24 protein-coding genes and 1 pseudogene are annotated in these 22942 nt (G+C 51.5%); 12 read left to right on the forward strand and 13 right to left on the reverse strand.

Translation table 11 applies throughout. The features are described 5' to 3' along the window. Positions 1 to 34: 34 nt before the first annotated feature. The 4 genes from MV421_RS06415 to MV421_RS06430 all read right to left on the reverse strand — a co-directional run bounded on the left by MV421_RS06415 (position 35) and on the right by MV421_RS06430 (position 2444). Entirely contained in the window at positions 35 to 466 is a 432-nt protein-coding gene (locus tag MV421_RS06415; protein WP_297503129.1) for a DUF835 domain-containing protein, read from the reverse strand. A 141-nt stretch (positions 467 to 607) separates the two neighbouring features. Further along, positions 608 to 1006: a methylmalonyl-CoA epimerase gene (mce, locus tag MV421_RS06420; protein ID WP_297421212.1), complete on the reverse strand. Its 399-nt coding sequence runs from the start codon at positions 1004 to 1006 to the stop codon at positions 608 to 610. Between the two features lie 11 nt (positions 1007 to 1017). Continuing rightward, positions 1018 to 1974, reverse strand: a complete 957-nt coding sequence (gene meaB / locus MV421_RS06425; RefSeq protein WP_297421210.1) for a methylmalonyl Co-A mutase-associated GTPase MeaB — start codon at positions 1972 to 1974, stop codon at positions 1018 to 1020. 38 nt (positions 1975 to 2012) lie between these two features. After that, a complete protein-coding gene (locus tag MV421_RS06430; protein ID WP_297421230.1) occupies positions 2013 to 2444 on the reverse strand; it encodes a cobalamin B12-binding domain-containing protein in 432 nt (143 codons plus the stop codon). A 120-nt stretch (positions 2445 to 2564) separates the two neighbouring features. Between MV421_RS06430 and MV421_RS06435 the strand changes: the two genes are divergently transcribed. After that, entirely contained in the window at positions 2565 to 3230 is a 666-nt protein-coding gene (locus tag MV421_RS06435; protein WP_297421208.1) for a PHP domain-containing protein, read from the forward strand. A gap of 337 nt (positions 3231 to 3567) precedes the next feature. Here the strand turns inward: MV421_RS06435 and MV421_RS06440 are convergent, their stop codons facing one another. From MV421_RS06440 to MV421_RS06455, 4 genes are all read right to left on the reverse strand, one after another. Continuing rightward, positions 3568 to 4137 (reverse strand): Maf family nucleotide pyrophosphatase, encoded by a 570-nt coding sequence (locus MV421_RS06440; RefSeq protein ID WP_297420202.1) that lies wholly within the window; start codon positions 4135 to 4137, stop codon positions 3568 to 3570. Further along, on the reverse strand, positions 4137 to 4505 hold the full coding sequence (locus tag MV421_RS06445; protein WP_297420240.1) for a hypothetical protein: 369 nt from the start codon (positions 4503 to 4505) through the stop codon (positions 4137 to 4139). Before MV421_RS06445 ends, MV421_RS06440 begins: the two co-directional genes overlap by 1 nt. Before the next feature lie 46 nt (positions 4506 to 4551). Beyond that, positions 4552 to 4770 (reverse strand): hypothetical protein, encoded by a 219-nt coding sequence (locus tag MV421_RS06450; RefSeq protein WP_297420205.1) that lies wholly within the window; start codon positions 4768 to 4770, stop codon positions 4552 to 4554. Between the two features lie 83 nt (positions 4771 to 4853). Next, complete coding sequence (locus MV421_RS06455) at positions 4854 to 6662, reverse strand: PINc/VapC family ATPase (protein ID WP_297420208.1); 1809 nt, start codon at positions 6660 to 6662, stop codon at positions 4854 to 4856. An 81-nt stretch (positions 6663 to 6743) separates the two neighbouring features. Between MV421_RS06455 and minD the strand changes: the two genes are divergently transcribed. The 6 genes from minD (at position 6744) to MV421_RS06485 (ending at position 13841) form a co-directional block, all read left to right on the forward strand. After that, positions 6744 to 7481 carry a cell division ATPase MinD gene (gene minD, locus MV421_RS06460; RefSeq protein ID WP_297420211.1) on the forward strand — a complete coding sequence of 246 codons (738 nt, stop codon included), beginning with the start codon at positions 6744 to 6746 and terminating at the stop codon, positions 7479 to 7481. 151 nt (positions 7482 to 7632) lie between these two features. Beyond that, a complete protein-coding gene (asnB, locus tag MV421_RS06465; protein WP_297420243.1) occupies positions 7633 to 9075 on the forward strand; it encodes an asparagine synthase (glutamine-hydrolyzing) in 1443 nt (480 codons plus the stop codon). Between the two features lie 131 nt (positions 9076 to 9206). Next, on the forward strand, positions 9207 to 10457 hold the full coding sequence (locus MV421_RS06470) for a hypothetical protein (RefSeq protein WP_297420215.1): 1251 nt from the start codon (positions 9207 to 9209) through the stop codon (positions 10455 to 10457). A gap of 37 nt (positions 10458 to 10494) precedes the next feature. Then, positions 10495 to 11526, forward strand: coding sequence for a glycosyltransferase family 4 protein (locus MV421_RS06475; protein ID WP_297518160.1), 1032 nt, complete (start codon positions 10495 to 10497; stop codon positions 11524 to 11526). 39 nt (positions 11527 to 11565) lie between these two features. Further along, entirely contained in the window at positions 11566 to 12585 is a 1020-nt protein-coding gene (locus MV421_RS06480; protein ID WP_297420218.1) for an L-threonylcarbamoyladenylate synthase, read from the forward strand. A gap of 65 nt (positions 12586 to 12650) precedes the next feature. Further along, positions 12651 to 13841 carry a hypothetical protein gene (locus MV421_RS06485; RefSeq protein ID WP_297420221.1) on the forward strand — a complete coding sequence of 397 codons (1191 nt, stop codon included), beginning with the start codon at positions 12651 to 12653 and terminating at the stop codon, positions 13839 to 13841. Positions 13842 to 13860: 19 nt separating this feature from the next. Here MV421_RS06485 and MV421_RS06490 read toward each other — a convergent pair whose 3' ends face one another. Further along, positions 13861 to 14286: a hypothetical protein gene (locus tag MV421_RS06490; RefSeq protein WP_297420250.1), complete on the reverse strand. Its 426-nt coding sequence runs from the start codon at positions 14284 to 14286 to the stop codon at positions 13861 to 13863. 79 nt (positions 14287 to 14365) lie between these two features. Here MV421_RS06490 and MV421_RS06495 point away from each other — a divergent pair, with 79 nt between their 5' ends. Then, on the forward strand, positions 14366 to 15070 hold the full coding sequence (locus MV421_RS06495; RefSeq protein ID WP_297420225.1) for a nucleotidyltransferase domain-containing protein: 705 nt from the start codon (positions 14366 to 14368) through the stop codon (positions 15068 to 15070). A 61-nt stretch (positions 15071 to 15131) separates the two neighbouring features. Here MV421_RS06495 and MV421_RS06500 read toward each other — a convergent pair whose 3' ends face one another. Then, positions 15132 to 16616 carry a hypothetical protein gene (locus MV421_RS06500; RefSeq protein WP_297518018.1) on the reverse strand — a complete coding sequence of 495 codons (1485 nt, stop codon included), beginning with the start codon at positions 16614 to 16616 and terminating at the stop codon, positions 15132 to 15134. Between the two features lie 196 nt (positions 16617 to 16812). On the opposite strand from MV421_RS06500, the gene MV421_RS06505 reads away from it, so the two are divergent. After that, entirely contained in the window at positions 16813 to 16938 is a 126-nt protein-coding gene (locus MV421_RS06505) for a hypothetical protein (protein WP_297420234.1), read from the forward strand. Between the two features lie 101 nt (positions 16939 to 17039). Here MV421_RS06505 and serS read toward each other — a convergent pair whose 3' ends face one another. Both serS and glp read right to left on the reverse strand, forming a co-directional pair. Continuing rightward, complete coding sequence (gene serS, locus MV421_RS06510) at positions 17040 to 18407, reverse strand: serine--tRNA ligase (RefSeq protein ID WP_297420253.1); 1368 nt, start codon at positions 18405 to 18407, stop codon at positions 17040 to 17042. A gap of 54 nt (positions 18408 to 18461) precedes the next feature. After that, positions 18462 to 19664 (reverse strand): gephyrin-like molybdotransferase Glp, encoded by a 1203-nt coding sequence (glp, locus tag MV421_RS06515; RefSeq protein WP_297420237.1) that lies wholly within the window; start codon positions 19662 to 19664, stop codon positions 18462 to 18464. 176 nt (positions 19665 to 19840) lie between these two features. Between glp and MV421_RS06520 the strand changes: the two are divergent. Together MV421_RS06520 and MV421_RS06525 are read left to right on the forward strand one after the other, a co-directional pair. Next, positions 19841 to 21152, forward strand: a pseudogene (locus MV421_RS06520) (RNA-guided endonuclease InsQ/TnpB family protein). Positions 21153 to 21205: 53 nt separating this feature from the next. Continuing rightward, complete coding sequence (locus tag MV421_RS06525) at positions 21206 to 21877, forward strand: adenylate kinase (protein WP_297419136.1); 672 nt, start codon at positions 21206 to 21208, stop codon at positions 21875 to 21877. Here MV421_RS06525 and MV421_RS06530 read toward each other — a convergent pair. Continuing rightward, positions 21843 to 22601 (reverse strand): hypothetical protein, encoded by a 759-nt coding sequence (locus tag MV421_RS06530; protein ID WP_297419139.1) that lies wholly within the window; start codon positions 22599 to 22601, stop codon positions 21843 to 21845. The genes MV421_RS06525 and MV421_RS06530 overlap by 35 nt on opposite strands. A gap of 57 nt (positions 22602 to 22658) precedes the next feature. Here MV421_RS06530 and MV421_RS06535 point away from each other — a divergent pair, with 57 nt between their 5' ends. Continuing rightward, positions 22659 to 22940 (forward strand): ubiquitin-like small modifier protein 1, encoded by a 282-nt coding sequence (locus MV421_RS06535; protein ID WP_297419142.1) that lies wholly within the window; start codon positions 22659 to 22661, stop codon positions 22938 to 22940. Positions 22941 to 22942: the final 2 nt, after the last annotated feature.

The following is a 22942-nucleotide window of genomic DNA, read 5'->3' on the forward strand; positions in this document are numbered from 1 at the left end:
TGGTGCGGAAGGTTATATAACTTTACCCCGACTCTCAATCGAGTATCCTGCGGAGCATGTGAATTGTCCTCTCGTCAAGGGCACCGCTCACCGTGACGTAGAAGTTAGAACCAGCTAGGACAGCCGTATCGCGAAGCTTGCCCGTGAATTTAAGGGCAGTATCAAGGCCGTTCTCAATGACTAGGTACTCGAAGGCGTCTAGGATTACGTCCGACTGGGAATCCTGAAGAAGCCGCCAGATGGTTTGCTCAAGGATATGAAGCTTTGAAGGATCCACATGTCCAGGGTGGGGTACCTTTGAGAGGTAGATGAGCCTGACGTTGGTAGAGGGATTAATGTTGTACCGTCTCGTTATGACAACTTTCTGGATGTGTGGGTTGGACTGAAGGATGCTATGAAAGCCCTCCTCGTCGAGAAGTCCCGAACCCTGAAACAGGGGTTCCTTCTTGCCAAACCATAGTGACATATGCCTCACCGGTGGACGAATTGAATTTAAGCCACAGCATAATAATAACAGAAATTTATAAAACTTTCCATTTTACTAGATTAATGGACACAATTGGGTATTAGTATTTAACAAAAATAAACAATCAACGAAAAAGGGCAATCAGTTCCTCTGGCAGAGTTCGAGGAGAACCCCCGTCACGGCCTTGGGGTGGACGAAGGCTATCCTCGCTCCCCCAGCACCGGGTCTGGGCTTCTCGTCGATGAGGCGATAACCCTTCCCCTTAAGCTCCGATAAGTGTCCCTCTATGTCGTCGACTCCGAGGGCGATGTGGTGTATCCCCTCACCACGTTTGGCTATGAACTTTGCTATCGGTGAGTCTTCAGACGTTGGCTCTAGAAGCTCTATCCTGCTCTCCCCTACGTGAATTATCGCTGTCCTGACCTTCTGATCCGGGACTTCCTCCACCTCATCCACCTTGAGGCCAAGACCCTCCCAGACTTTTATGGCTTCGTCGAGGTTCTTAACTGCAATCCCAACATGGTCTATCTTCTTAAACATGGTATCACCACCTAAACTTTGAGAGCTTCGCCCATAATCCTTTCGGCCGCTGAATACGGGTCAAGCTTTCTCTCAACGACGGCGTTTATAAGTCCCTCAGTGTTTTCCTCCCTAAGCTTCCCCTCAACCTTTCTCGCCACTTCCCCGGCGACGATGGCCTTTATCTCCTCCCTGGCGCGTTTTTTCCGTCTCTCATCAAGCTCCCCACTTCTCTTGAGGAACTCGTGGTGCCTCTTTATGGCCTCCCAAAGTGGTTTCACGCCCTTCAGGGTGAACGCTATCGTCTCGACTATCGGCGGCTCCCAGCCGAGCTTCCTCCATTTTTCCTTCTCGAACTCGATGGCCATTTTCAGCTCAAGGTAGAGCATCTCAGTCCCTTCCCTGTCAGCCTTGTTTATGGCGAATATGTCGGCTATCTCCATCAGCCCCGCTTTTAAAGCCTGAACCTCATCCCCAAGGCCTGGAACGTTAACGAGGACCACCGTGTCAGCGGTCTTCACGATGTCCACTTCTGTCTGGCCGACTCCTACCGTCTCAATGAAAATGACGTCGCAACCGTAGGCGTCGAGTATTCTAACCGCGTCGTTCGTTGTCTTTGCCAAGCCGCCGAGAGAACCACGAGTGGCCATGCTCCTTATGAAAACACCCGGATCGGTGGAATGCCTCTGCATCCTCAGCCTGTCACCGAGGAGGGCACCACCCGTGAACGGTGATGTGGGGTCGATGGCTATGACTCCAACGACCTTTCCCTCGTCCCTTGCGAGCTTTATGAGCTTGTCCAGAAGGGTTGACTTTCCAGCCCCGGGAGGGCCCGTTATTCCAACGACGTAGGCTTTCCCGGTGTGAGGATAAACGAGCCTCGCTATCTCCTTTGCGTTCTCTTCATCGTTTTCGGCAAGGGTAATAAGCCTCGCCGCGGCTTTTTTATCGCCCTTGAGAAGTGCCTCCACCAGTTCTTCGAAGCTCATAGGGCATCGGGGAGAATAAGAAATGGGGGGATATAAACCTAAGCCTCCTTAAACCTCTTGAGGTTCTCAACGGCCCTGTCAACGAACTCAATGGTCTTCTGAAGGGAGGTTCCAGGTCCGAAGACCTCCGCGACACCCATCTTTTTGAGTTCCTCTGCATCATCGGGCGGGATTATACCACCAGCGAAGACAACGACATCTTCGTTCAGCTTGAGACCCCTTTCCTCAAGGAGCTTTAGTATCCTCGGAATGAGAACCATGTGTGCGCCGGAGAGTATACTTATCCCTAAAACCGGTGCGTCCTCCTGGATCACCGTCTCAACTATCTGCTCTGGCGTCTGTCTTATCCCAGTATAGATAACCTCGTAACCTGCCTCTTTCAGTGCCCTGGCGACGACTTTCGCACCCCTGTCGTGACCATCCAGACCAGGCTTTGCTATGACAACGCGAACCTTTGAACGCTCGACCATGCTCACCACCGTCCCTTTTTAGGCTAGGAGATATTTAAACCTTTGTCAAAGTTCAAGTGTGGGCTTTACTTTGGATATTTTGTCCAGAAGCCTTTTTAACCATAGGATTTACCCCAAGACATGCTGAGGTTCCCACACGACACCCACACCCACACGGTTTACTCAGACGGGAGCGGCGCGATAGCCGACAACATCGCTATCGCCGAGGATAGAGGACTAAAACTTCTCGCGATAACCGACCACAGCCACTACCTCGGGCCTAAAACCCTAAACCGCTACGTCCGGGAGGTTAGGCACTGGGCTGAGGATTCGGAGGTCAGGGTCCTGGTTGGCGTTGAGGGCAACATCACGGTCGACGGCGTTGACGTTCCGGACTGGATGGCAAAGAAGCTGGACTTTATTATAGCGAGCGTCCACGAGTGGCTCGAAACGCCGGAAGAATACCTTGAACTCGTAAAGGCAGCCCTGATGGATGAAAACGTCGATGTGATCGGTCATTTCGGTGCCAACTTCCTCTACATCGGCTTTCCAGGGACGGACGAACTTCAGGAGATCTTTGAGCTTGCGGAAGCCAACGGAAAGGCCTTTGAGATCAGCTCCCGCTACCGCGTCCCGGACGTCGGGTTCGTGAGGGAGTGCATACAGCGCGGAATAAAGCTTACCTTCGCGAGTGATGCTCACAATCCCAGAAGTGTTGGAAACGTGGAATGGAGCGAGAAGGCCTTTTTAAAGGCAGGTGGAGAAAAGGGGGATTTGCTCTTCGGGGAATTTTGTGAGGGCTTATGATACGGGTAGAACAGCTTCAACGACTGCATTTCAATTCTCCTAGAGTCTTATTATCCGGGGGGACGTTCCGTCCCCCACACCCCCTCAAATCCATTCCATCAGAGGTATACATCTCCTAGAGTCTTATTGCAACGTTTTAAAACAGGAAATAGTGGCATTCAGGCGATTTTCGTTCCCCACATCACTATTCGAAAAAAATTTCGTTATGGATTTTTTGATAATCTGTAACACTTCGTTTGATAATAACAAACTGTAATTAAAAACTTCCAAAGGGAAAATAGCAGATGAAACCACGAAAAAAATTTCCAAAACGCTTAAAATCCTAAAAACAGAAGACTTAACGTGATAGAACCTCAAAACCCATTTCTCTAAGCTTCCAGACTATTTCAAGGGGAAAACCAACGACGTTATAGTAATCGCCCTTTATCCACTCAACGAAGAGGCCAGCCTTCCCCTGTATGCCGTAGGCCCCTGCCTTGTCCATTGGCTCTCCAGTGGCTATGTATGCCCGTATCAACCCCTCGTCAAGCTCGCGGAACTTGACCTCTGTAACGGCCTTCCCGCAGTGTTCTTCACCCTTATGGATTATGCAGTAACCTGTCGTGACCCTATGTATCCTCCCGCTGAGGAGTTTGAGCATTTTAAAGGCAATTCCCTCGGTTTTTGGCTTGCCCAAGATTCGGCCGTCTATGCTTACCACGGTGTCAGCACCTATCACCGTAGAATCAGGGAAAACGCGGGAGTAAACCTTCCTCGCCTTTCTCCGCGCCAGTTCTAGGACGTATTCGGCAGGCTCGCTCAGGGAGCACCCCTCACTAGCTCCGCTCGGCACGACCTCAAACTCGGGAATAAAATGGGAGAGTACCTCTCGTCTCCTCGGGCTGGAGGAGGCGAGGATTAAAGACATCAGGTTAAGCACCCCTCAATTTCCCTGACGACCTCTTCAACGTCCCTCTCGAACTCAAAAACACTACGAAGGTTCCCGCTAATTTTTGGACAGTCACTCCCCATCCTTCTGAGCTTCGTATGGACAATGGCCTTCTTTCCATCCTTTTCCAGTGTATACTTCCTGTAAACAACGTCACAGTCGTCGCCCTCAGGAGTATCGGTGGAAACGTTGAAACGTGCCTTTAGAACCCTGTCGATGCCGTTGAGTATCTCCATCGCTATATCGTAGCTCCTGTCCTCTATAACCATCGGAACGCAGATGTGCTCCAGGTTGTGTTTGTCAAACTTGTGAAATGTCTCCGGCATTATGATAACATCATACCTCATCGCAACCACCAGTGAGAAATAGGTGGGAGGGTTAAAAAGTTGTCCTTCATTCTCCTGAACTTTTAAGGTTCGATTCCAGCCCTTCTACCTTCTCCCCCAGCCTTTCCAGCTCCGCTGAAATTGCAAGCAGGAGAAACGCGAGGATGAGAAGGGCCAGCCAGAGCATGATAATCCCCGTTGCCCTGTATTCAAAAGTGCTGTAGGCCAGGAGGGCGGCGGCGATTAGGATGGTGAACAGGGCAGAGAAATCCTCAACGAGCCTCATCTATTCACCCCCAATTATCAAAGACAGGCCATTCTTTACCATTAGAAGAAAAAATAAGAGAAATCATAAAAAGTTTTCTACCCTCAGGTGCTCGCCCATATCTGTATACCTGCATCGATGAGCCTTTTGAGTTCCTTCCCAATAGGAGTGCTCTTGCCCACCTTAACGAGACCCTTCTTGCTCGGCGTTGCCGTGAAGATGTACTGTTCGCCACCGTAGAATTTCAGCGGCTTCTTCGCGTAATCCGGAGAGACGCGGAGCGCTATCGTTTTCTTCTTCTCCTCGACCTCAACGGCAACCTTCTCCTTCGGCTTCGCTTCCTCGCGCTCGGCGAAGCTCTTGACATCGATACTTATGCCAATCTTCTTCTCAAGGTCAGTGATACGCTTGCCCTTCTTGCCGATTATCGCCGGGATGTCGAACTCATCCGCGTAGATAACCGCCTTGTGCGGACTCGTTATCTCAACCTCAGTGTAGAGATCAGGCAGAAACTTCTTTATCTCCTGCTTAAGCCTCCTCTCAGCGAGCTTCAAAGCGGGAGCCTTCTCCTCCTTCCTGACCGGGACGACGCTGACCTCTTCACCGTAGGTGTAAATCTCGTACTCAAGCTCGCCGGTCTCGAAATCACGAACCTCTATAACGGGCCTCGCTAAATCATCCTCCTTCATGCCGTTCGGCACCTTGACGAGGTACTCCAGCGTCAGAACCTTCTCAACACCGCCGGCCTTGATGAAGATGACCGTATCGATTATCTGCGGTATCATTCCAAGCTCGACCCTACCTATAAAACGCTGAACCGCGTCTATCGGCTTCGTCGCGTGGACGACGCCGACCATTCCCACTCCAGCCATGCGAAGGTCTGCATAGATCTTGAAGTCGCTGGTCTTCCTCATCTCATCGAATATCGTGTAATCGGGCCTGACTAGGAGGAGTATGTCTCCTGTCAGCTCCATCCTACCGTTCAAAGCGGTGTACTGTGTTATCTCTTTACCCACCTGGAGGTCGCGCGGCTTCTCCATGGTCTTTACGACTTTACCCATAGAGGCGTACCACTCAGCTAAAGCCTGCGCAAAGGTGGTTTTTCCTTCACCAGGGGCACCGGAAATGAGAATTCCTTGTGCTCTATCCTTAAGGCGCTCTAAAAGATTGTCACCAAGTTCATAGTCCTCTATGCCTAACTTTATAACCGGCCTCACCGCGGTTATTTCTATTCTATCCGAAAAGGGCGGCTTCGCTATGACTATACGATGATTCCTGAGCTGAACAACAGTCGCCCCAGGCTCGTCCATCTCGATGAAACTCTCCGGATCGCGTCTCGCGCGCTCGACTATATCATCGGCTATCTCGTGGAGTTCTTCATCCGTTAGAACCTCGTCCCTGATCGGAACGAACTTCCAGTTTCCGGGCTTTCCCTTCTTGGCAAAGGGCCTTAAACCTCCCTTCAGATGAACGCTCATCGTGGTCTCGTCGAAGAAGTCCTCGAGGCGGTGTCTCGGCTCTTTCTTAGCGGTGAGGTAGACAACCTCTATCCCCTTCGCTATCGCAACGTCTCTCTGCACCCCATCGCCGGTTACAAGGGTGGCTCCAAGCTCCCTCGCCGTCTCACGGACCATGTGGTCTATCTCACCGGCCTTAGCTCGTCTAATCTGCCACTGCTCAGGCCTCCCGCCGTAAAACTCAAATAGGATTCTTCCCTCGTCTGCCATTTTCCTGAGTTTCTTAAGTTCCTCAAGGCCTGTGTGTCCTATCGCCTTCCCCTCGTTGGCCTGATGCTCTATCTCCGCTACGACAGCATCGGGGATGACGACCTTGACCTTCTCGTTGAACGTTGAGAGGAACTGCGTCAGGCGACCGTCAACTATCACGCTAGTATCAGCAACGAACACTCTCATTCTTCTCACCCCTTCATCCGGACAGCCCTCTGACTAAAGGTTCATAAAGGTTTATGCCGTAGGATTTAGAGGGAGATACGAATGGGCAGGCTCATATCGGTTGCCTCAGGCAAAGGGGGGACCGGAAAGACGACCACCACCGCAAACCTCTCAATAGCTCTCGGGAAGATGGGCCACAAGGTCTGCGCCGTCGATGCCGACCTCACCATGGCCAACCTGAGCCTCGTAATGGGAATAGACGACGCCTACACAACGATACATGATGTACTAGCAGGAAAGGCCGGGATAAACGACGCAATTTACGCGACCACCTACGAGAACGTTTATCTGATCCCAGCGGCAATAGACTGGGAGCACGTCATAAGGGCCGACCCGAGGGGCCTGCCCGGGACGATAAAGGCTCTCAAGGACGCCTTTGACTTCGTGATAATCGACTGCCCTGCCGGCCTACAGATGGACGCGATGAACGCTATGCTGAGCGGAGAGGAGGTTCTGCTCGTCACCAACCCGGAGATCTCGTGCATAACGGACACGATGAAGGTCGGAATAGTCCTAAAGAGGGCCGGATTAGCTGTTCTCGGATTCATCCTGAACCGCTACGGGAGGAGCGACAACGACATACCGCCGGATGTGGCGGAGGAGGTTATGGAGGTTCCCCTTCTAGAGGTCATCCCCGAGGATCCGTCCGTCAGAGAAGCGACCCTTGAGGGTGTTCCAGTCGTTGAATACAGGTCAAACTCCGATGGAGCAAAGGCCTTCATGGAGCTGGCCGAGAGGATAACGCGCATAGCCGGCTTCAAGGCAAGAGTGATGGGTTAGTGTTCCGAGGGATAGGGGAGGGTTCAGGAGTCCAATCCTCTCCAGCTCATCTGAACAAACGTTCAGAGAAACCCCCTTTCTCTCGTAACCACACCATCGCGAAAGGGAGAAGTCTTTTCTTCCCCGAGGCAAAGCCCTATCGGTGAAAAGGATGTGTCTTATAGCGGGAGGAATCGGCTCAAATCTCAGGGAAAAATTCATCACCATGATTAACGCCGGAAAACATCGCGGCCCTGATAGCTTCGGTGTTTGGACTGATAAAGGTGTGCTCAAATCAGATGACTTTTCAGAGGTTTCTGAGATACCCAAGGGGGGTATTGGCCTTATCCAGTGCAGGTTGGCCATGACAGGTTCGAAGACCTTCACACAGCCCTTCATCAACGAGTTCGCCCTTACTCACAACGGAGAGGTATACAACCACCGTGAGCTTCGTGACTGGCTAGAGGGTAGGGGGGTCTCCTTTGAGAGTGACGTGGACAGTGAGGTGATTCTCGGACTCATAGAGCACCTCCTCGGGGAGGGCCTCAAGATTGAGGAGGCAGTGAGAAGAGCTATGTCGATGCTTGAGGGCGACTACGCGGTCGCTCTCTCGGACGGGGAAAGTATATACCTCTTCCGCGACCCAGTTGGGGTCAGGCCGCTCTACTACTCCCCCAGCGGTTTTTTTGCGAGCGAGAAGAAAGTTCTATGGGCGATAGGGGAGGACGCCATACCTGTAAACCCGGGAGAACTAGTCACATTATCCAAAGAAGGGGTTAAGATCAGGAGGGTCTTCTCGCTTGAGAATCTGAGGAGGAAGCCCTTAACGGGAGAGCGCGCCGTCAATGCAGTTCTTAGGGCTTTGAACTGCACTGTTAAACACCGCATTGGGAGGAAAACAGGAATCCTCTTCTCGGGTGGACTCGACAGCTCACTCGTTGCACTTCTCGCATCAAAGTACTCCCAAGTTATCCTCTACACTGCCGGAGCAGAGGGAAGCCCTGACCTTGAGTGGGCGAGGAAGGCCGCCGAGACCCTCGGACTGCCCCTCAGGGAGTATATCTTCGACCTTGAGGAAGTTAAAGAGGTCGTTCCAAAGGTAACCTTTGCCATGGAAGAACCAAACCCAATGAACCTCGCAATAGGCATCCCACTCTACTTCGCCACTAGAACTGCGGGAGGAGAAGGGACAAAGGTTCTCCTAAGTGGCCAGGGAGCGGACGAGCTCTTCGGCGGCTACGCAAAGTACCTTGAAAGGCCGGAGCTGATGGACGAAGATCTGCGGGAGCTTGCCGAGAGGAATCTTGCAAGGGACGATAAGATAGAGATGCTCAACTCGGTCGAGGGACGCTTTCCATTCCTGGGTCTTCCGGTCGTTTCGGCCGCAATCAACATCCCGGTAGAACGTAAAATCGAAGATGGCGTTAAGAAGATGATCCTTAGAAAAGCCGCTGTCAAAGCCGGTCTGCCGGAAGATCTCGCCATGAGGGAGAAGAAGGCCGCACAGTATGGGAGTAACAGCCAGAAGCTTCTCAAAAAGCTCGCAAGGAGGGAAGGACTGACCTTGCGTGAATACGCTGAAAAGGCCTTTCAGGAGGTATTTAAACGGGACTAAACTCTCCTGAACATTGTTTAATGATCCGGCCCTCCAAGGAGGTTTCCAACATTTTCTGCTGACCAGGCAGGGAACGAAGACAAACGGTTTCGTGAAAAAGGCTTAAATGGACTCCTTCCAAGAGAGAAACGGTGGAAGAGATGTGGAGGTGGATCATAGTAGGATTTATAATGTTCATCATGCTCACCCCGGTTCTCGGTTCACAGACCTACGTGGGAGCAACAAGCGATGGACTGGTCATTCTAACCACGAACAATGAGGCCGATCTGGCGGTTGCCTACAATGTGGCTGCCCTTCTAAATGCGAAGGTTATCGTCAGTCCCTGGGGGACCTACGACCCGAAGGTGAGCGCTGAAATCCTGAGCGCTAGACCGGATAGGGTGATAATAATTGGCGGCCCAGTGGCGGTTCCGGAGGACTACACCGCGGATCTGAGTGGTTTCGGAATCTCCTACGAACGCTGGTATGGTGAAACAAGATATGGGACGAACCTACAAGTGGTCGAACATCTCCGGGAGGAGTTTCCAGAGGTTCTCAACGACGTTAGAACGGTTGTCGTGATAAACGGACGCGACGGACTCGCACTCAAGAGTTACACAGATGAGTTGCTGATCGGAACAGGAGCACCATCCCTCCTCATCCTAACGGGCTCAGGAAAAGTTGAGGAGACGATGAAAGCCCTTGATGAACTTGGAAAAATCGAGAAACTAGTCTATCTAGGCACCACGAAAAATGGAAAACCCCTCCTCCCTCTGAACAAAGAATGGCTGAGCGACTTCGCGAGGGGTCGCTTTGGAAGCCAGTTAGCGGTTGAGGAGAAAGCCATCTCACCCGGCCCCATCGAACTGGGGGAGCTGATTGAGGAGGTCAGCAACAAAACCTCGGAGGCCGGGAAACTCCTGGACGGTCTTCAGATTCCATCCGCCCGGAAGAGGCTTCAGGATGCAAAGAGCTTTTTGAAGATGGCCATGGACGCCTACAGCTTGGGTGACTACTACCGCGCCTACGAAATGATAATGAGAGCTAGCTGGAACGCCGACTTCGTTATAGCCAGCGCTTATAGGGAGATGATGACCGTTTACCAGGGCTCGGCAGCACTGATGCTCAGGAGAAAGCTCACCCGCTTCCAGGTTATGGTCGAGTTTCTGAAGATGCAGGGTTACAACGTGAGCGATGCGGAGGCACTCCTTCAGCAGGCACTCAACGCCCTCAACCAGGGAAACTACTCGGAGGTTCTCAACGATCTGCTGCCACAGATAAAAAGAGAATTGGCCATGGAAGTACGCATGGGGCGTGTAAAGTTAAGGCACGCTGAGAACGGAGTCCCCAGTGGATCAAACGGCCATGGATCCTCACACGGGGGACGGAACGGGAGGCCGTAACCCTTTTTAATGCCCTTCCCTATTTTTCCCGGTGAAAATGAGGATTCTCATGGTTGGACACTACCCCCCGCACAGAGGGGGCGTTGCAAATCACCTTGATAGCCTTGTGAGGGAGCTCAGGAGGAGGCATGAGGTTCACGTCCTGACCTACGGGCCTATCAAACCGAGGGGCTTCGAGAGGGAACTCGTTCATCAGGTTCGCGTCCCCCCTGTTTACGGCCTCAGGGGGACAAGCTTCGCGTTCTTGGGTTCAAGAGAGATAGTAAAACTACACCACGAGTTCAACTTTGACCTCATCCACACCCACTTCGTTGGAACTACTAGTTTCACGGGCGTTCTTGCAAAGGAAAGAACAGGACTACCGCTCGTCGTCACGGCTCATGGGAGTGACCTTGAGCATACCGCAAAGCTAACCTTGGGGAGGGTCTACGTCAAAAAGAGCCTGAGTGAGGCGGATGCCGTTATAACAGTCAGCCACTGGCTAGCGAAGAAAGTGATGTCTCTGGGAGCGAGCGCGGTTAGGGTGATACCAAACGGCGTGAGGGAACTCGAAGAGGTTGATTCCGGAAAACGGGAGGTGATAACATTTATCGGTGCCCTCAGGAACTACAAGAGTCCGGAAACCTTCATCGAGCTTGCAAAGCGCTTTCCCGAGCGGAAGTTCATAGTGGCCGGAGATGGACCGCTTAGGGAAAGGCTGGAGAGGAGCGCGCCGCCAAACGTCCGCTTCCTTGGATACCGGGGTGATGTGGAGAGTATCCTCTCACAAAGCGCCCTTCTTGTTCTTCCATCAAGGAGAGAGGGCTTTGGCCTCGTAATCCTTGAGGCGAACTCGCTAGGTGTTCCCGCCGTGGGAAGAAGGGTGAGCGCGATACCCGAGCTTATCAGAGAGGGCAAGAACGGGTTAACCTTTAAGAGCTTTGAGGAACTAGTGGAGGCAGTAAGAACCCTCCTGAAGCCAAAAGAAAACAGAAAAAGCGGAAAAATCGGAAGAAGAGTCGCCTCCACATATTCTTGGGAAGATGTCGCGGAAGAAGTTGAGAGGGTATACCTCTCGGTCCTGGAATAGTTTTTTTAACCGCTTTTCAGAGCTATCTCCGGTGAGAGCATGACGATAGTAATAAACATGCGCGACGGGTTGGACGAGATGAAGATTAGCGTGGCGGCGAAGCTCATACTCGATGGAAAGCTCGTCGCCTTTCCGACCGAAACTGTTTACGGCCTCGGAGCCGATGCACTCAACGGGGAAGCCGTTAAGAGGATATTCGAGGCGAAGGGGAGGCCCGCAGACAACCCACTCATAATCCACATAGCCGATTTCAGCGACCTCAAGATACTCGCTAGGGAAATCCCAAAGGAGGCGAAGCTTTTAGCGGAAAAGTTCTGGCCCGGGCCGCTCACGATGGTTCTCCCGAGGAGGGAAGAGGTCCCCCACGTCACCACCGGTGGATTGGATACCGTTGCAGTTAGAATGCCCGCTCACCCCATAGCACTCGCCCTTATAAGGGCCAGCACCATGATAGCCGCCCCCTCAGCCAACATAAGCGGGAAACCCAGCCCAACCCTCGCGGAGCACGTTGTTGACGACTTCTACGGCAGGATCGAAGCCATAATAGACGGTGGAGAGACGAAGGTGGGTGTTGAGTCGACGGTGCTGGATTTGACCTCGGAGAGACCGACCCTCCTCAGGCCCGGTGGCCTGCCGCTCGAGGATATAGAAAGGGTCATCGGTGAAGTAGAGATACACCCTGCGGTGAGAGGCAAGCTCGTCAACGTTGCAAAGGCACCCGGGATGAAGTACAAGCACTACTCTCCGAACGCTCAGGTTGTGGTGGTGGAAGGACCGAGGGAGCGCGTTAGAGCGGGGATAGCTGAGCTTGTGGAGCAATACCACTCAAAGGGGCTCCACGTTGGAGTTATGGCAACTGAAGAGACGGAAGCAGACGAATTCTTTTACCTGGGAAACACCACTGAGGAAGTAGCCAGAAACATCTTCAGGGCACTCAGAGAGCTTGACAAGAGGGGAGTTGATGTCATCATCGCCGAGGGAATTGAGGAGAGGGGCCTTGGTCTTGCAGTGATGAACAGGCTGAGAAAAGCGGCGGGATACAGGATAGTTCGGGCATAGACAACGCTTAAATAGTAAGGGAACGAAGATGGCCAAGAGGGGCTTGAATCACAGGGGTGAGCGGTTTGGTCGCGCTGACAGGTTTTGAGGGGCCGGAGGAGCTTGAGGAGCTTGCATTCCAGAAGATAAAGGAAGGTAAGATAAAGGATGGGTTAAAACTGATTCTTCGGGCGGCTAAAAAGTATGAAGAAATAGGGAAGAGGGAGGACGCCGCAAGACTCTACAAGTATCTAGGCTTCGTGCTCATCGAGAGGACAGGCTCCCCCGAGAAGGCACGTCCATCCCTCCTAAAGAGCGCATACTTTTACATAGACCTCATCGAGGAGGAGATTGACAGGCCGGAGGTGGACGTTAACCGCCTCGATGATTTCTGCTTCAGTGTGCTAGAGATATTCCTGGCGGTAAACGATGTCAAAAATCTGAAAAAATACGCCGAGGAGTTCGCTGCAATATATGAGGATCTCGGCTCCGCCTACGAGGAAGGCGACGATGTAACCATGGCCATCAGGGCTTACGAGTCAGCCTACCACTACAGCGTTATCATAGATGAAAAGGGGAGAATGCGCGCCATGGCAGAGAAGCTCATCACACTCTACGGTCAGGTGGCAGAGGAAAAGCTCCAGAGGGGGGACATAGCCGGGGCGGCTGAGGAGTTCTACAGACTCGCGTGGTACATACAGGCCATCTTCGGCTATGACATTCACTTCATGGAGATGATGGACACCGCCGCCAAGAACTTCGAGAAGGCCAGCAAGGTCTCTTACTCACAGGGTGACCTTGACGGAACAACAACATACCTCGTCAGGGCCGAGTACTCTTACCTCCTCGCGAAGAACACGAACAGAGCTAAACTCATAGGTATAAACACGGCCAGGATGCTCAACCAGGTTATAGGAACCCATAGGGCTAAGGGAAATGATGAATCAACCGCCGTGAAGATAATAGAGCTTGCCGAGGCTCTTGTTGGAATAGGTAAAATCGAAGAGGCCCTACGAGCGTACCGAGCGGCACTCGAGACGAAGAGCGATATCAAACTTCGGGTGAGGTTCAGACTGGCGCTTCTGAAGAGGTACTGTTCTGAAAAAGGGAGTCCGGAACTCCTCCGTGAGGTTCACTCCATCGAATATTACATGAGAAAAGATAACTATGTACGTGCACTCAACCTCGCGGAAAAGGCAATAGAGAAGAGGAAAGAACTCGCAGAAGTCCTCCAAGGCGTCTACGAGGCAGAGGGCATTTACCAAGAAACCCAGTGAGCAAAAGAGAGAACGGACATCAGCCCTCCCTTTTAACTTCAACCCTCGGAATGGGAACGTGGTACGGAAGGCGAAGCTCTTTAGCGAGGATCATCAAGAGGGGTGCCACCTCACTCGTTATGAAATTGACGACCTCGGCGAAGGTTATGGAGTCGACCTTCTTCTCATCCTCCCAAAGGTTCAGTATCTCATCTACCTGCTCCTTGTTAGATGGCAGGTAAAGAACTGCACCGTCAATGACACCTTGGGCTATCTTGGGGTTATATTCGATCTCGTAACTGAAGATGACCTCGACCCCGTTTATCTTGCCCGTTGGTGTCCTCATCTCACCCAGTCTAACTTCCTGTATAGTGGGTGAAAGTCTGACCTCAATCTGACCCGATGGAACGAAGGGAGAGGTCTTCTTAAGCTCCACCCTTGAGATGTTGAACCCAAGCACCGGCATTCCTATCACCACCTCCACTAACCAGCGCCACGTATAAAACTATCGGTAGGGCTTTAAGATTTCCGGCGAGGTTTCACCGATGGTGAGAGAAAAGACCGTTAGGATATGGGATGATAGGGAAGTCGTTTATACTCCAAGAAGATGGCGCTACCTCCGGGAGAAGCGCGAGAAAGCGCTCAGGATAATGGAGCGTTTGACCCAATTCGATCCAATCCTCTACGGCAGCGTCGCGCGAGGGGACGTCAGGAAGGACAGCGATGTGGACATATTCATCCCGGTGAAGGCCCCGAGCTACCTCATTGAGTTGGCTTTAGAGGATCTCACACGGCGAAGAAAGATCGTCATGGCAACGCCCTGGCACCTCATCAAGGGCGTCATCGAGATAGACGAGGAGACGACGGTTACCTTCCCGCTGATCGACCCCACTGACAGGGAGCTAGAGTTCTATCGCTGGGGAGGGGCAATAGATCTGAGGGGCATCAAAACCAGCGAACGCGTTCCAGGCGTCAATAAAAAGCTCATCCTCCTTTTCCCAACGGAAAAAGGGCACGTCGAGCGCGAGGTCGTTGGGAGGGAGAGCGAAGTCGCGAAAATCCTTGGGGTTAGTGTTGATATCGTCACCGAGCGCGTTCACGTCCTAACAAGGAGAGACAAGATCGGAAGGACTGGGATATACATAAACGAGGAGGTTCCTGACTGGATGAGCTTTGAAGAGGCTCTAAAGACCATAGCCGACCGCGACCCAAACGTGAGAAGGAAGGTTAAGGAGGGGGGAGGGGTTTAGAAACCGTTAAAATAAACAAGATGAAGAAGGGGTAGTGCAAATCAGGAACCACCTAACACCATCATCCCCTCGAGTTGAAATAATCCGATATTGTCGCGAGACTGAACTTGAGATAATCCTCGAAACCCTTCATGTCCAGTATTATGAATGGCGCTTTCTCCGGGTCAGTTATCAATCTCGATGTGATACCACGCCTATTCATGTCCGCGAGTACTTCCGCTACCGCACTTTCATTCAACTCCAGCTTTTGTAGAAGCTCCTCATATTCCCTCCTGGCAACACCCGCTGTGAGTATCGTGTAGAGTACACCAAACTTCTGTGCATAATACCCCAAGTTGGCCGGGCGCTTTGTCTTTGTTACGAGATACTGAAAGACCTCTATTGGAGCCTTGAGAACATCATATATTGGCTCAGCACGGGAATTTCTTTCCGTGTCCTGGATCGTCAGACCATACCTTTCAAGTTCGCTGAAAAATCTGAGAGCATCATCTCTCAACGCTGTTTTCACGAGGAAGTTCGAGAACATTGGAATGGTCGGATGCTCAGAAAGCTCCATGTAGTCCAGGTCGAAATAGCTATATCTCCCGAGTACTCTTACATTCTTTACCGCCTTGAGTATTGGGTCCTCCTTTTTGGCATATCTACCGCCTGTTATTGGTGTGTACTCGTATTCTTTGAGAACGACCTCAAGCGAGAAGTGGTTCGGTGTATACCAAAGCGACCCGTAAAGTATTATCCACAGCTTATCGCCGTATTCTCTGGCGAGTTCCTCAAGCTCCGCCTTGTGCTCTCTGAGACGTTTGAGAATAAGCTCGTGCCCAGCTTTCAGTCCCCTTTCGCTTGGGCTTGCAAAAGCTTTCCTAGCGTACCCTGTCCCTTTTCTCGAGATATTCACCAAATTGAGTCGTTGGAGGATAGATAGAACCTGTGGTTTTATGTTCACGCTCTCGTACTCATTTGGGGCCGTTGGTCCGGTCATTGGGTTGTAATGGACGCGGACTTCTACGGGGAGATCCCTTGAGATATAAACCATTCCAAGTGCGTTCAAGACCTCATCAGCAAAGTTTTCAAGACCGTACTCCTCAAGCTCTTCAATTATACGGTTGATTTCTCTCTCCGAGGCACCGACAAAAACCTCCGGTGGTTTTTCTTCCTTTGTCCTGGAAGAGTAGGGATAATCCGGTGGTACACCAAGGTCTCTCCGAAGTTCGTGTTCAAAAGAGTCTATGTCAAGTACTTTTATCCTCTTTCCATCGACTACAACCTCATCAACCTTTTTTGAGTGTCTCAGGACGATGATATATCTGTAATCGTAGTTGTTCATAGCCAGTTTTTTTGCATCTCTGGCCACATCACCAGTGTCCACGATCTCAACGCCGATAGTTGTGTTTCCTTTCCTTCCCACGACATCGGCCCGGCCCCAACCACCCTCTGGTATGCGGGCTGGTGCTTCAGAACTTGCGGTAAATCCGTAGAAACGAAGTAGGTTTACTACGCTCTCTTTTACAACATCGTGCCACGTTTTTCCGGCACTTTCAGGATTCATGATAGGTCACCGGTCTACTTTTCTTTCCTGGTGGATATAATCTTTTCCGTTGCCAGATATTGTTCAGAATTTTTTTATCCAGCAGGCTATGGTTTTATCTCACCTTTTTGCCTTATCATATCCCAAGTAAAAGGCCGGAAAACAGATTGAGCGCTCTATGTGCTTATGAAGGAATAATATCCCTCTTGAGAAGATCGTGTTTCTGGGGGTAAACGAGTTCGTGTTTGAGGAGACAAAGAGAATACTGGATGAACACGGCCTCCTGCCGAACGACGCCATTATACTCGCGACTGCAGATTTTTCAGATGCTCTGCACTCATAATGCTCAATTCAGATTTTATCGAGACATGCGAGAAGAAGACATCAAACCAATAACATCTCCCAGGACTCTCAAGAATGAACTTAAAAGAAAGGGGAATAAACTCAGTCCTGGCAACAGCGTTCCTTCATATTGGCAGGCAGTATCTCCTTGAAGCCCGTGTACTTCCACAGAGCCTTCGGGAGCTTCACGATGCCCTCTTCCGTCTGGTGGTTCTCGAGGATGGCAACTATCGCCCTCGAAGTTGCTATCGCCGTCGAATTGAGCGTGTGGAGGAACTTCGGCTTCTCGTGAGTCTTGTCGCGGTAGCGGATGTTAAGCCTTCTTGCTTGCCAGTCGGTGCAGTTACTCGCTGAAACAACCTCGCGGAACTTGCCCTGGCCCGCCATCCATGCCTCGATGTCGTACTTCTTTGCCGCAACGTAGCCTAAATCGCCGGTGCAGATATTGACAACGCGATAGGGTATCTCCAGGGCCTGGAATATCTCTTCCGCGTTCTGAAGGAGCCTTTCGTGCCACTCCCAGCTCTCCTCCGGGCGGGAGTAGACGAACTGTTCGACCTTGTGGAACTGGTGGACGCGGAAAATTCCCTTCGTGTCCTTTCCTGCCGTTCCCGCTTCCTTCCTGAAGCACGGTGAAACGCCGACATATAGAAGTGGTAAATCCCTGCCCTCTATTATTTCGTTGGCGTGAAGGCCGGCGAGTGGGTGCTCTGCCGTCGGGATGAGGTAGAGATCCTCCCCCTCGACCTTGTAGATGACGTCTTCGAAGTCGTCAAAGCTGGTAACGCCTTCCTCAACAAAGCGGTGGACCATGTAGGGTGGAATAACCGGAGTAAATCCCTTTTCAATGAGCTTATCGAGGGCAAAGCGGATTAAAGCGAGGTCAAGGAGGACAAGCTCGTTCATGAGGTAGTAAAAGCGCGCGCCGCTGACCTTAGCGGCCCTCTCGAGGTCTGCTCCGCCGAGAAGTTCGAGCATGTCAACGTGGAGCTTCGGCCTCCAGCTCAGAAGCTCGTAGTCCATCTTTCCTAGGCTCTGCTCTTTGAAGCTCTCAAGGAAGCCCTCCCAAACGTGAGCCTTGCCCCAGAACTTTATCGGGACGTTCTCCGTGTCGTCTTTTCCAACGGGGACGGTCTCATGGGTTATGTTGGGCAAACGCCAGAGGTAGTAGTCAATTTTTTCCCTAAGTTCATCGACTTCCTTTTCGAGGGTCTCGATCTGCCCCACTATCTCATTGCTTTTGGCCAGGAGATCCTCTATCGGCTCCCCAGCCTTCTTACGCTTGCCTATCTGAACGGCAAGCTGGTTGCGTTCCTTTCGAAGGGCGTTTATCTTCCTGAGGTTCTCGCGCCACTCCCTGTCGAGTTTGAGGATTTCATCTATCCAGGCGAGCTTATCGGTTTCGCCACGCTTGATGAGGTCATTCCTGACAACTTCGGGGTTTTCACGGATGAGCTTTATGTCCAGCATCGCTCTCACCTGGGGGAAGAAGGGGAAGAACTTTAAAAAAGGTTTTGATGGCTTTCAGCCGAAGAAAGTAACCTCAACCTCCTCCCCTGCTTCGAGTATCTCCACATTTTCAGGAACCTCTATGAAGCCGTCGGCATCGACGAAGCTGGTAACAGCCCCACTACCCTTGAGTATCGGCACCGCGTTATCTCCCTCTATCCTGACCGGTAGGAACTGCCTCCTACCCTTGACGGAGAAAACCTTGTGGGCGAGCCTCTTCCTGACCTTCCTGACCTCGCTCTCCCTGCCAATTAGCTTCCTGAGGAGCGGTGCAACAAGGAGCGTGAAGTTGGTGAGGCAGCTCGTTGGATAACCGGGAAGACCAAGGACGGGCTTTCCATCGATGAGGCCTATAACCGTCGGCTTTCCTGGCTGTATTGCTATACCGTGTATCTTGACCTCACCAAGCTCTTCAACGATGGAGTTCGTGAGGTCTCTCACCCCTCCACTCGCGCCCCCGCTGAGTATAACGATATCGCAACGTTCCAAACCCTTCTCGATGAGGGTCTTAAGGCTCTTGCGGTCATCCCTTGCTACTCCAAGGAAAACCGCCTCCCCCCCAAGCTCCCTCACCGCGTCTGTTACCGCCCTTCCGTTTATGTCGTAGATTTTACCGGGGGCTAGTTCCCTGCCCGGAAGAACGACCTCACTACCTGTGCTTATCACTGCCACCCTCGGCCTTCTGAAGACGGGGACTTCCAAGATGCCCACCGCCGAGAGGAGAGCAGTCTCCTTGAAGCTCAGCCGCGTGCCCTTTCTGAGGAGGAGTTTACCCTTTGGAATGTCCACACCTGCCTTCATGACGTCCATAGCAGGGTATGCAGGCTTGAAAACTAAAATCTCATCCCCTCTCCTCTCGACGTCCTCGAACTGGATCACCGCGTCGGTTCCCTCTGGAAGGGGAGCACCTGTGGAGATGTAAACTGCTTCATCCTTCTCGGGCTTCACATCGAGGGAATCGCCTGCATGAACCTCACCGATAACCTTCAGCCTTACCGGATCACTCTCGCTCGCCATGAAGGTATCCTCCGCCCTAACGGCGTAGCCGTCGACGGTTGCCCTATCAAAGGGCGGAACATCGATTGGGGAAACAATGTCCTCAGCCAGGACCCTGCCGAGTGTCTCCCCAAGCGGAACCTTCTCGACCTTTGGCTCGAGAGGAAATGAGTTTATCGTCTCAAGCGCCTTCTCAAGTGGTACAACCTTAAGGAATGCCATGCCATCACCCTAAGAGAGAGGGATAGTTCTCTATAAATGGGTTGCGTAAGCAGGAGTGTTTACTTCTTTCTTCTGAAAGCCTTGTCCTTTAGGGCGGGGATGCAAGGGTTCTAAAACCAGCCCGCAAACAGGAAAGCAAACCATTTTAAAACCTAAGAACCATACCATACTTTGAGATGAAACGCTCAGTAACCATCAAACTCCAGCCCTCAAAAGAACAAGAGAAAACCCTCTTCAAGCTAGCCGACATTGAGGCTAAAGTCTGGAACCGAGTAAACTACCTCCGCAGGCAAAGAATTCTTCAAAGAACAAATCATTGACTTCAATAAGACTGAAAAGATTGTTTATGAAGAATTAAAAAAGGAAATCGGTTCTGCGACAGTCCAGCAAATTTGCAGGAAGAACGCTGAAAGCTGGCGTAGTTTCTTCTCACTCTTAAGGAATAAGCGGGACGGAGAACTACCAGAATGGTTCAAACCAAGACCACCAAACTACTTGAAGGACGACGGGAAGAGAAAACCATTAATCGTCCTCAGGAACGACCAATACAAGATTGACGGGAATACGCTCATTCTAAAAGGTCTCGGAAAATTCAAACGCCTCGAAATTCAATTCAATGGTAGAATACACTTGAGGGGCAAGCAAGGACGCTTAGAGATAACCTATGACACCGTTAAACGTAAATGGTATGCTCACGTTAGCTTTACCGTTGAAGAAAAGTTAACCAATGGTGAGTGGGTTAAAGTCCCAAGAGAACCATTAGGCAACCTCTCTGCTGGCATTGACTTGGGAGTGAACAACTTAATGGCCGTTTACGTGGAAAACGGTGAAAGCTTCCTCGTGAACGGAAGACCGTTAAAAGCCATTGACTTCTACTTCAGGAAGGTTATCGCTGATTATCAGTCAAAACTCAACAAGTCCGGAGCGAAGAAGAGCCGGAAGCTTAAGAGAATGCACGAGAAGGCCAAACTTCAAGCCAAACACTACATTAACACGGCGGTAAGACAGACGCTCGAAAGACTGTATCACCTTGGAGTTTCGAGAATTGCGATTGGCCACCCTAAAGGCATCAGTAGAAACTCTGATAAGGGAACGAGGCAGAATTTCCTCCTCTCTCACGTCTGGCGGTTCAATATGGTAATTCAGCGTCTCAAGGAAGTCTCGGAAGAGTATGGTATTAGTGTTGTGGTTGTGAATGAGGCTTTTACTTCGAAGACTTGTCCCGTCTGCGGGAAGCCCCACGAGGAGGCGAGGTTTGTTCGGGGATTGTTCAAGTGTCCTACGACGGGGCTTATCTTTAACGCGGACTTAGTTGGAGCGTTTAATATCTTAAAGAAGGTGGCAAAAACCATAACCCCGAACTTGGGAGGTTTGTATGCTCAAGGGAGGGGTAATTGGCTCAAGGCCGAGCCAGAGGGGTTAAAAACCCGTTTTAGTTTGGGTTTTAATGAAGCCCCTCAAACCTTCCCGAGTTTGGCGAGGGGTTAAACCGTTGGAACCCTTCGCCTTTCACGGCAGGGAAGAGGTCAGAGGTGATGCCTATGAACATACTAATTTTTGGCCCTCCAGGGAGTGGAAAGTCCACTCACTCGATGCACATCGTGGAAAAGTACGGCTTGAGTTATGTCTCCTCAGGGGACATAATACGGGGCGAGATTGAGCAGGGGACGCCTCTCGGGAGGGAGATGGCGATTTACCTCTCCAGGGGGGATCTGATACCGGACACGATAGTCAACACGCTTATTATCTCGAAGTTGAGGCGCCAGAGGGAGAATTTCATACTCGACGGCTATCCCAGAACGCCGGAGCAGGTCCTCTCCCTCGAGAACTACCTCTACGACCACGGCATCAAGCTTGACCTGGCGATGGAGATTTTCATCACCAAGGGGGAGAGTGTTGAGAGAATCTCCGGGAGGAGGATATGCCCGAACTGCGGTGCCGTCTACCACGTGAAGTATAACCCTCCAAAGATTCAGGGGATATGCGACCGCTGTGGCTCCCGGCTCGTTCAGCGGCCGGACGATAAGGAAGGTGTTGTAAAGAAGAGGTACACGGTATATACCAGGAACATGGAGTCGATAATCAAGTTCTACCGGAAGACGGGGATATACGTGCGCATTGACGGCCATGGCAGCATAGATGATGTGTGGAAGAGGATTGAACCCCTTCTCGACTACATCAAAGCTCGGGAGGACTCTTTCCGAGGACGTTGAGGAGTTCCCTCACATCCTCGTCTTGCACCAGCTCTCGCACCAGCTCTTCCACGGATTTTTCCTCTTGCATAACCCTCGCGAGAGCCTTGTCCTCCGGGTCGAGTATTCTCACCTCAACTGGGTACTCCCCCATGAGTATCGTCCTTGAGAAGGATATGGTCTTCCCCTTCAGTGCCTTCTTCAAGGAGTCCTTCTCCGCTTGGGAGAGCCGTTTGAGGGTCTTGAGAACGACTTTGATTTCCTCTGTGCCGTTTGACGGGACGCTGAGCGTGAGCGTTGAGAACTCAACTCCCCACTCCCTCAGGGTGATGATAAGCCCCCTTCCAAGCCTCTCTAGTTTGTTTTCAAACTCTTCCGGTCCGTTCACGATTAGGCGCTCCCCGGGTGATTTCTCTTTTTTGGAAGCTTCCCTTATTCTCAGGTCATCAACGGTAAATTCTACAGAGTACAACCTCCCGAAGGAGGAATTTGCTTCATCGATTAATTTGTCCAGAATTCCCTCCGCGGCGTCTTCGATGTCGATTGGCAGGAATCCCTCATGCTTTGAGGCTGCAATCTCAAAACGGAGGTGCAGGGTCCTCTCAGCCGGTTCAACCAGCACGGAGATATCATCAACTTTAACACCGAGGGCCTCAAGTGCCTCAGCGAGCTTAGATGCGAACAGCTTATCCACAACCGGGTAGTACTCGGAGGGTTCAACCTTCAGCAACCGGAACACTTCCATCTTCAGCTACGTCGAAATCACTTTAAGGGTTTCCATCGAAATCCAGAGGGTGGTTTCATGAGGGTGAGATTCTACGCGACCTTTAGGGAGATAATAGGCAGGAAAGAGGTGGAGGTCACCGGTGTGAAAACGGTTGGAGAACTTCTTGATTACCTGGCAGAACACTACACTCCAGAGATTAAGAAACAGCTCCTCGAGACCCCTCGCGTTGGCCCAGATAAACCCATAGATGGTATGATACTGGTGAACGGCCACAACGTCCTCCACATTAAAGGCCTTGAAACGAAACTCAGCGAGGATGACGACGTCAGGATATTCCCACCCGCAGGTGGAGGTTAAAG

Source organism: Thermococcus sp., from assembly GCF_027023865.1.
Classification (GTDB): domain Archaea; phylum Methanobacteriota_B; class Thermococci; order Thermococcales; family Thermococcaceae; genus Thermococcus.

Excerpts from the sequence above, each read along its gene's own strand:
- MV421_RS06450 (WP_297420205.1), bottom strand. The coding sequence starts at position 4,770 with ATGAGGCTCGTTGAGGATTTCTCTGCCCTGTTCACCATCCTAATCGCC.
- asnB (WP_297420243.1), top strand. The coding sequence starts at position 7,633 with ATGTGTCTTATAGCGGGAGGAATCGGCTCAAATCTCAGGGAAAAATTC.
- MV421_RS06430 (WP_297421230.1), bottom strand. The coding sequence starts at position 2,444 with ATGGTCGAGCGTTCAAAGGTTCGCGTTGTCATAGCAAAGCCTGGTCTG.
- MV421_RS06500 (WP_297518018.1), bottom strand. The coding sequence starts at position 16,616 with ATGAATCCTGAAAGTGCCGGAAAAACGTGGCACGATGTTGTAAAAGAG.
- MV421_RS06440 (WP_297420202.1), bottom strand. The coding sequence starts at position 4,137 with ATGTCTTTAATCCTCGCCTCCTCCAGCCCGAGGAGACGAGAGGTACTC.
- serS (WP_297420253.1), bottom strand. The coding sequence starts at position 18,407 with ATGCTGGACATAAAGCTCATCCGTGAAAACCCCGAAGTTGTCAGGAAT.
- MV421_RS06445 (WP_297420240.1), bottom strand. The coding sequence starts at position 4,505 with ATGAGGTATGATGTTATCATAATGCCGGAGACATTTCACAAGTTTGAC.
- MV421_RS06475 (WP_297518160.1), top strand. The coding sequence starts at position 10,495 with ATGAGGATTCTCATGGTTGGACACTACCCCCCGCACAGAGGGGGCGTT.
- mce (WP_297421212.1), bottom strand. The coding sequence starts at position 1,006 with ATGTTTAAGAAGATAGACCATGTTGGGATTGCAGTTAAGAACCTCGAC.
- MV421_RS06435 (WP_297421208.1), top strand. The coding sequence starts at position 2,565 with ATGCTGAGGTTCCCACACGACACCCACACCCACACGGTTTACTCAGAC.
- MV421_RS06455 (WP_297420208.1), bottom strand. The coding sequence starts at position 6,662 with ATGAGAGTGTTCGTTGCTGATACTAGCGTGATAGTTGACGGTCGCCTG.
- MV421_RS06480 (WP_297420218.1), top strand. The coding sequence starts at position 11,566 with ATGACGATAGTAATAAACATGCGCGACGGGTTGGACGAGATGAAGATT.
- meaB (WP_297421210.1), bottom strand. The coding sequence starts at position 1,974 with ATGAGCTTCGAAGAACTGGTGGAGGCACTTCTCAAGGGCGATAAAAAA.
- MV421_RS06535 (WP_297419142.1), top strand. The coding sequence starts at position 22,659 with ATGAGGGTGAGATTCTACGCGACCTTTAGGGAGATAATAGGCAGGAAA.
- MV421_RS06490 (WP_297420250.1), bottom strand. The coding sequence starts at position 14,286 with ATGCCGGTGCTTGGGTTCAACATCTCAAGGGTGGAGCTTAAGAAGACC.
- glp (WP_297420237.1), bottom strand. The coding sequence starts at position 19,664 with ATGGCATTCCTTAAGGTTGTACCACTTGAGAAGGCGCTTGAGACGATA.
- MV421_RS06415 (WP_297503129.1), bottom strand. The coding sequence starts at position 466 with ATGTCACTATGGTTTGGCAAGAAGGAACCCCTGTTTCAGGGTTCGGGA.
- MV421_RS06495 (WP_297420225.1), top strand. The coding sequence starts at position 14,366 with ATGGTGAGAGAAAAGACCGTTAGGATATGGGATGATAGGGAAGTCGTT.
- MV421_RS06525 (WP_297419136.1), top strand. The coding sequence starts at position 21,206 with ATGAACATACTAATTTTTGGCCCTCCAGGGAGTGGAAAGTCCACTCAC.
- minD (WP_297420211.1), top strand. The coding sequence starts at position 6,744 with ATGGGCAGGCTCATATCGGTTGCCTCAGGCAAAGGGGGGACCGGAAAG.
- MV421_RS06530 (WP_297419139.1), bottom strand. The coding sequence starts at position 22,601 with ATGGAAGTGTTCCGGTTGCTGAAGGTTGAACCCTCCGAGTACTACCCG.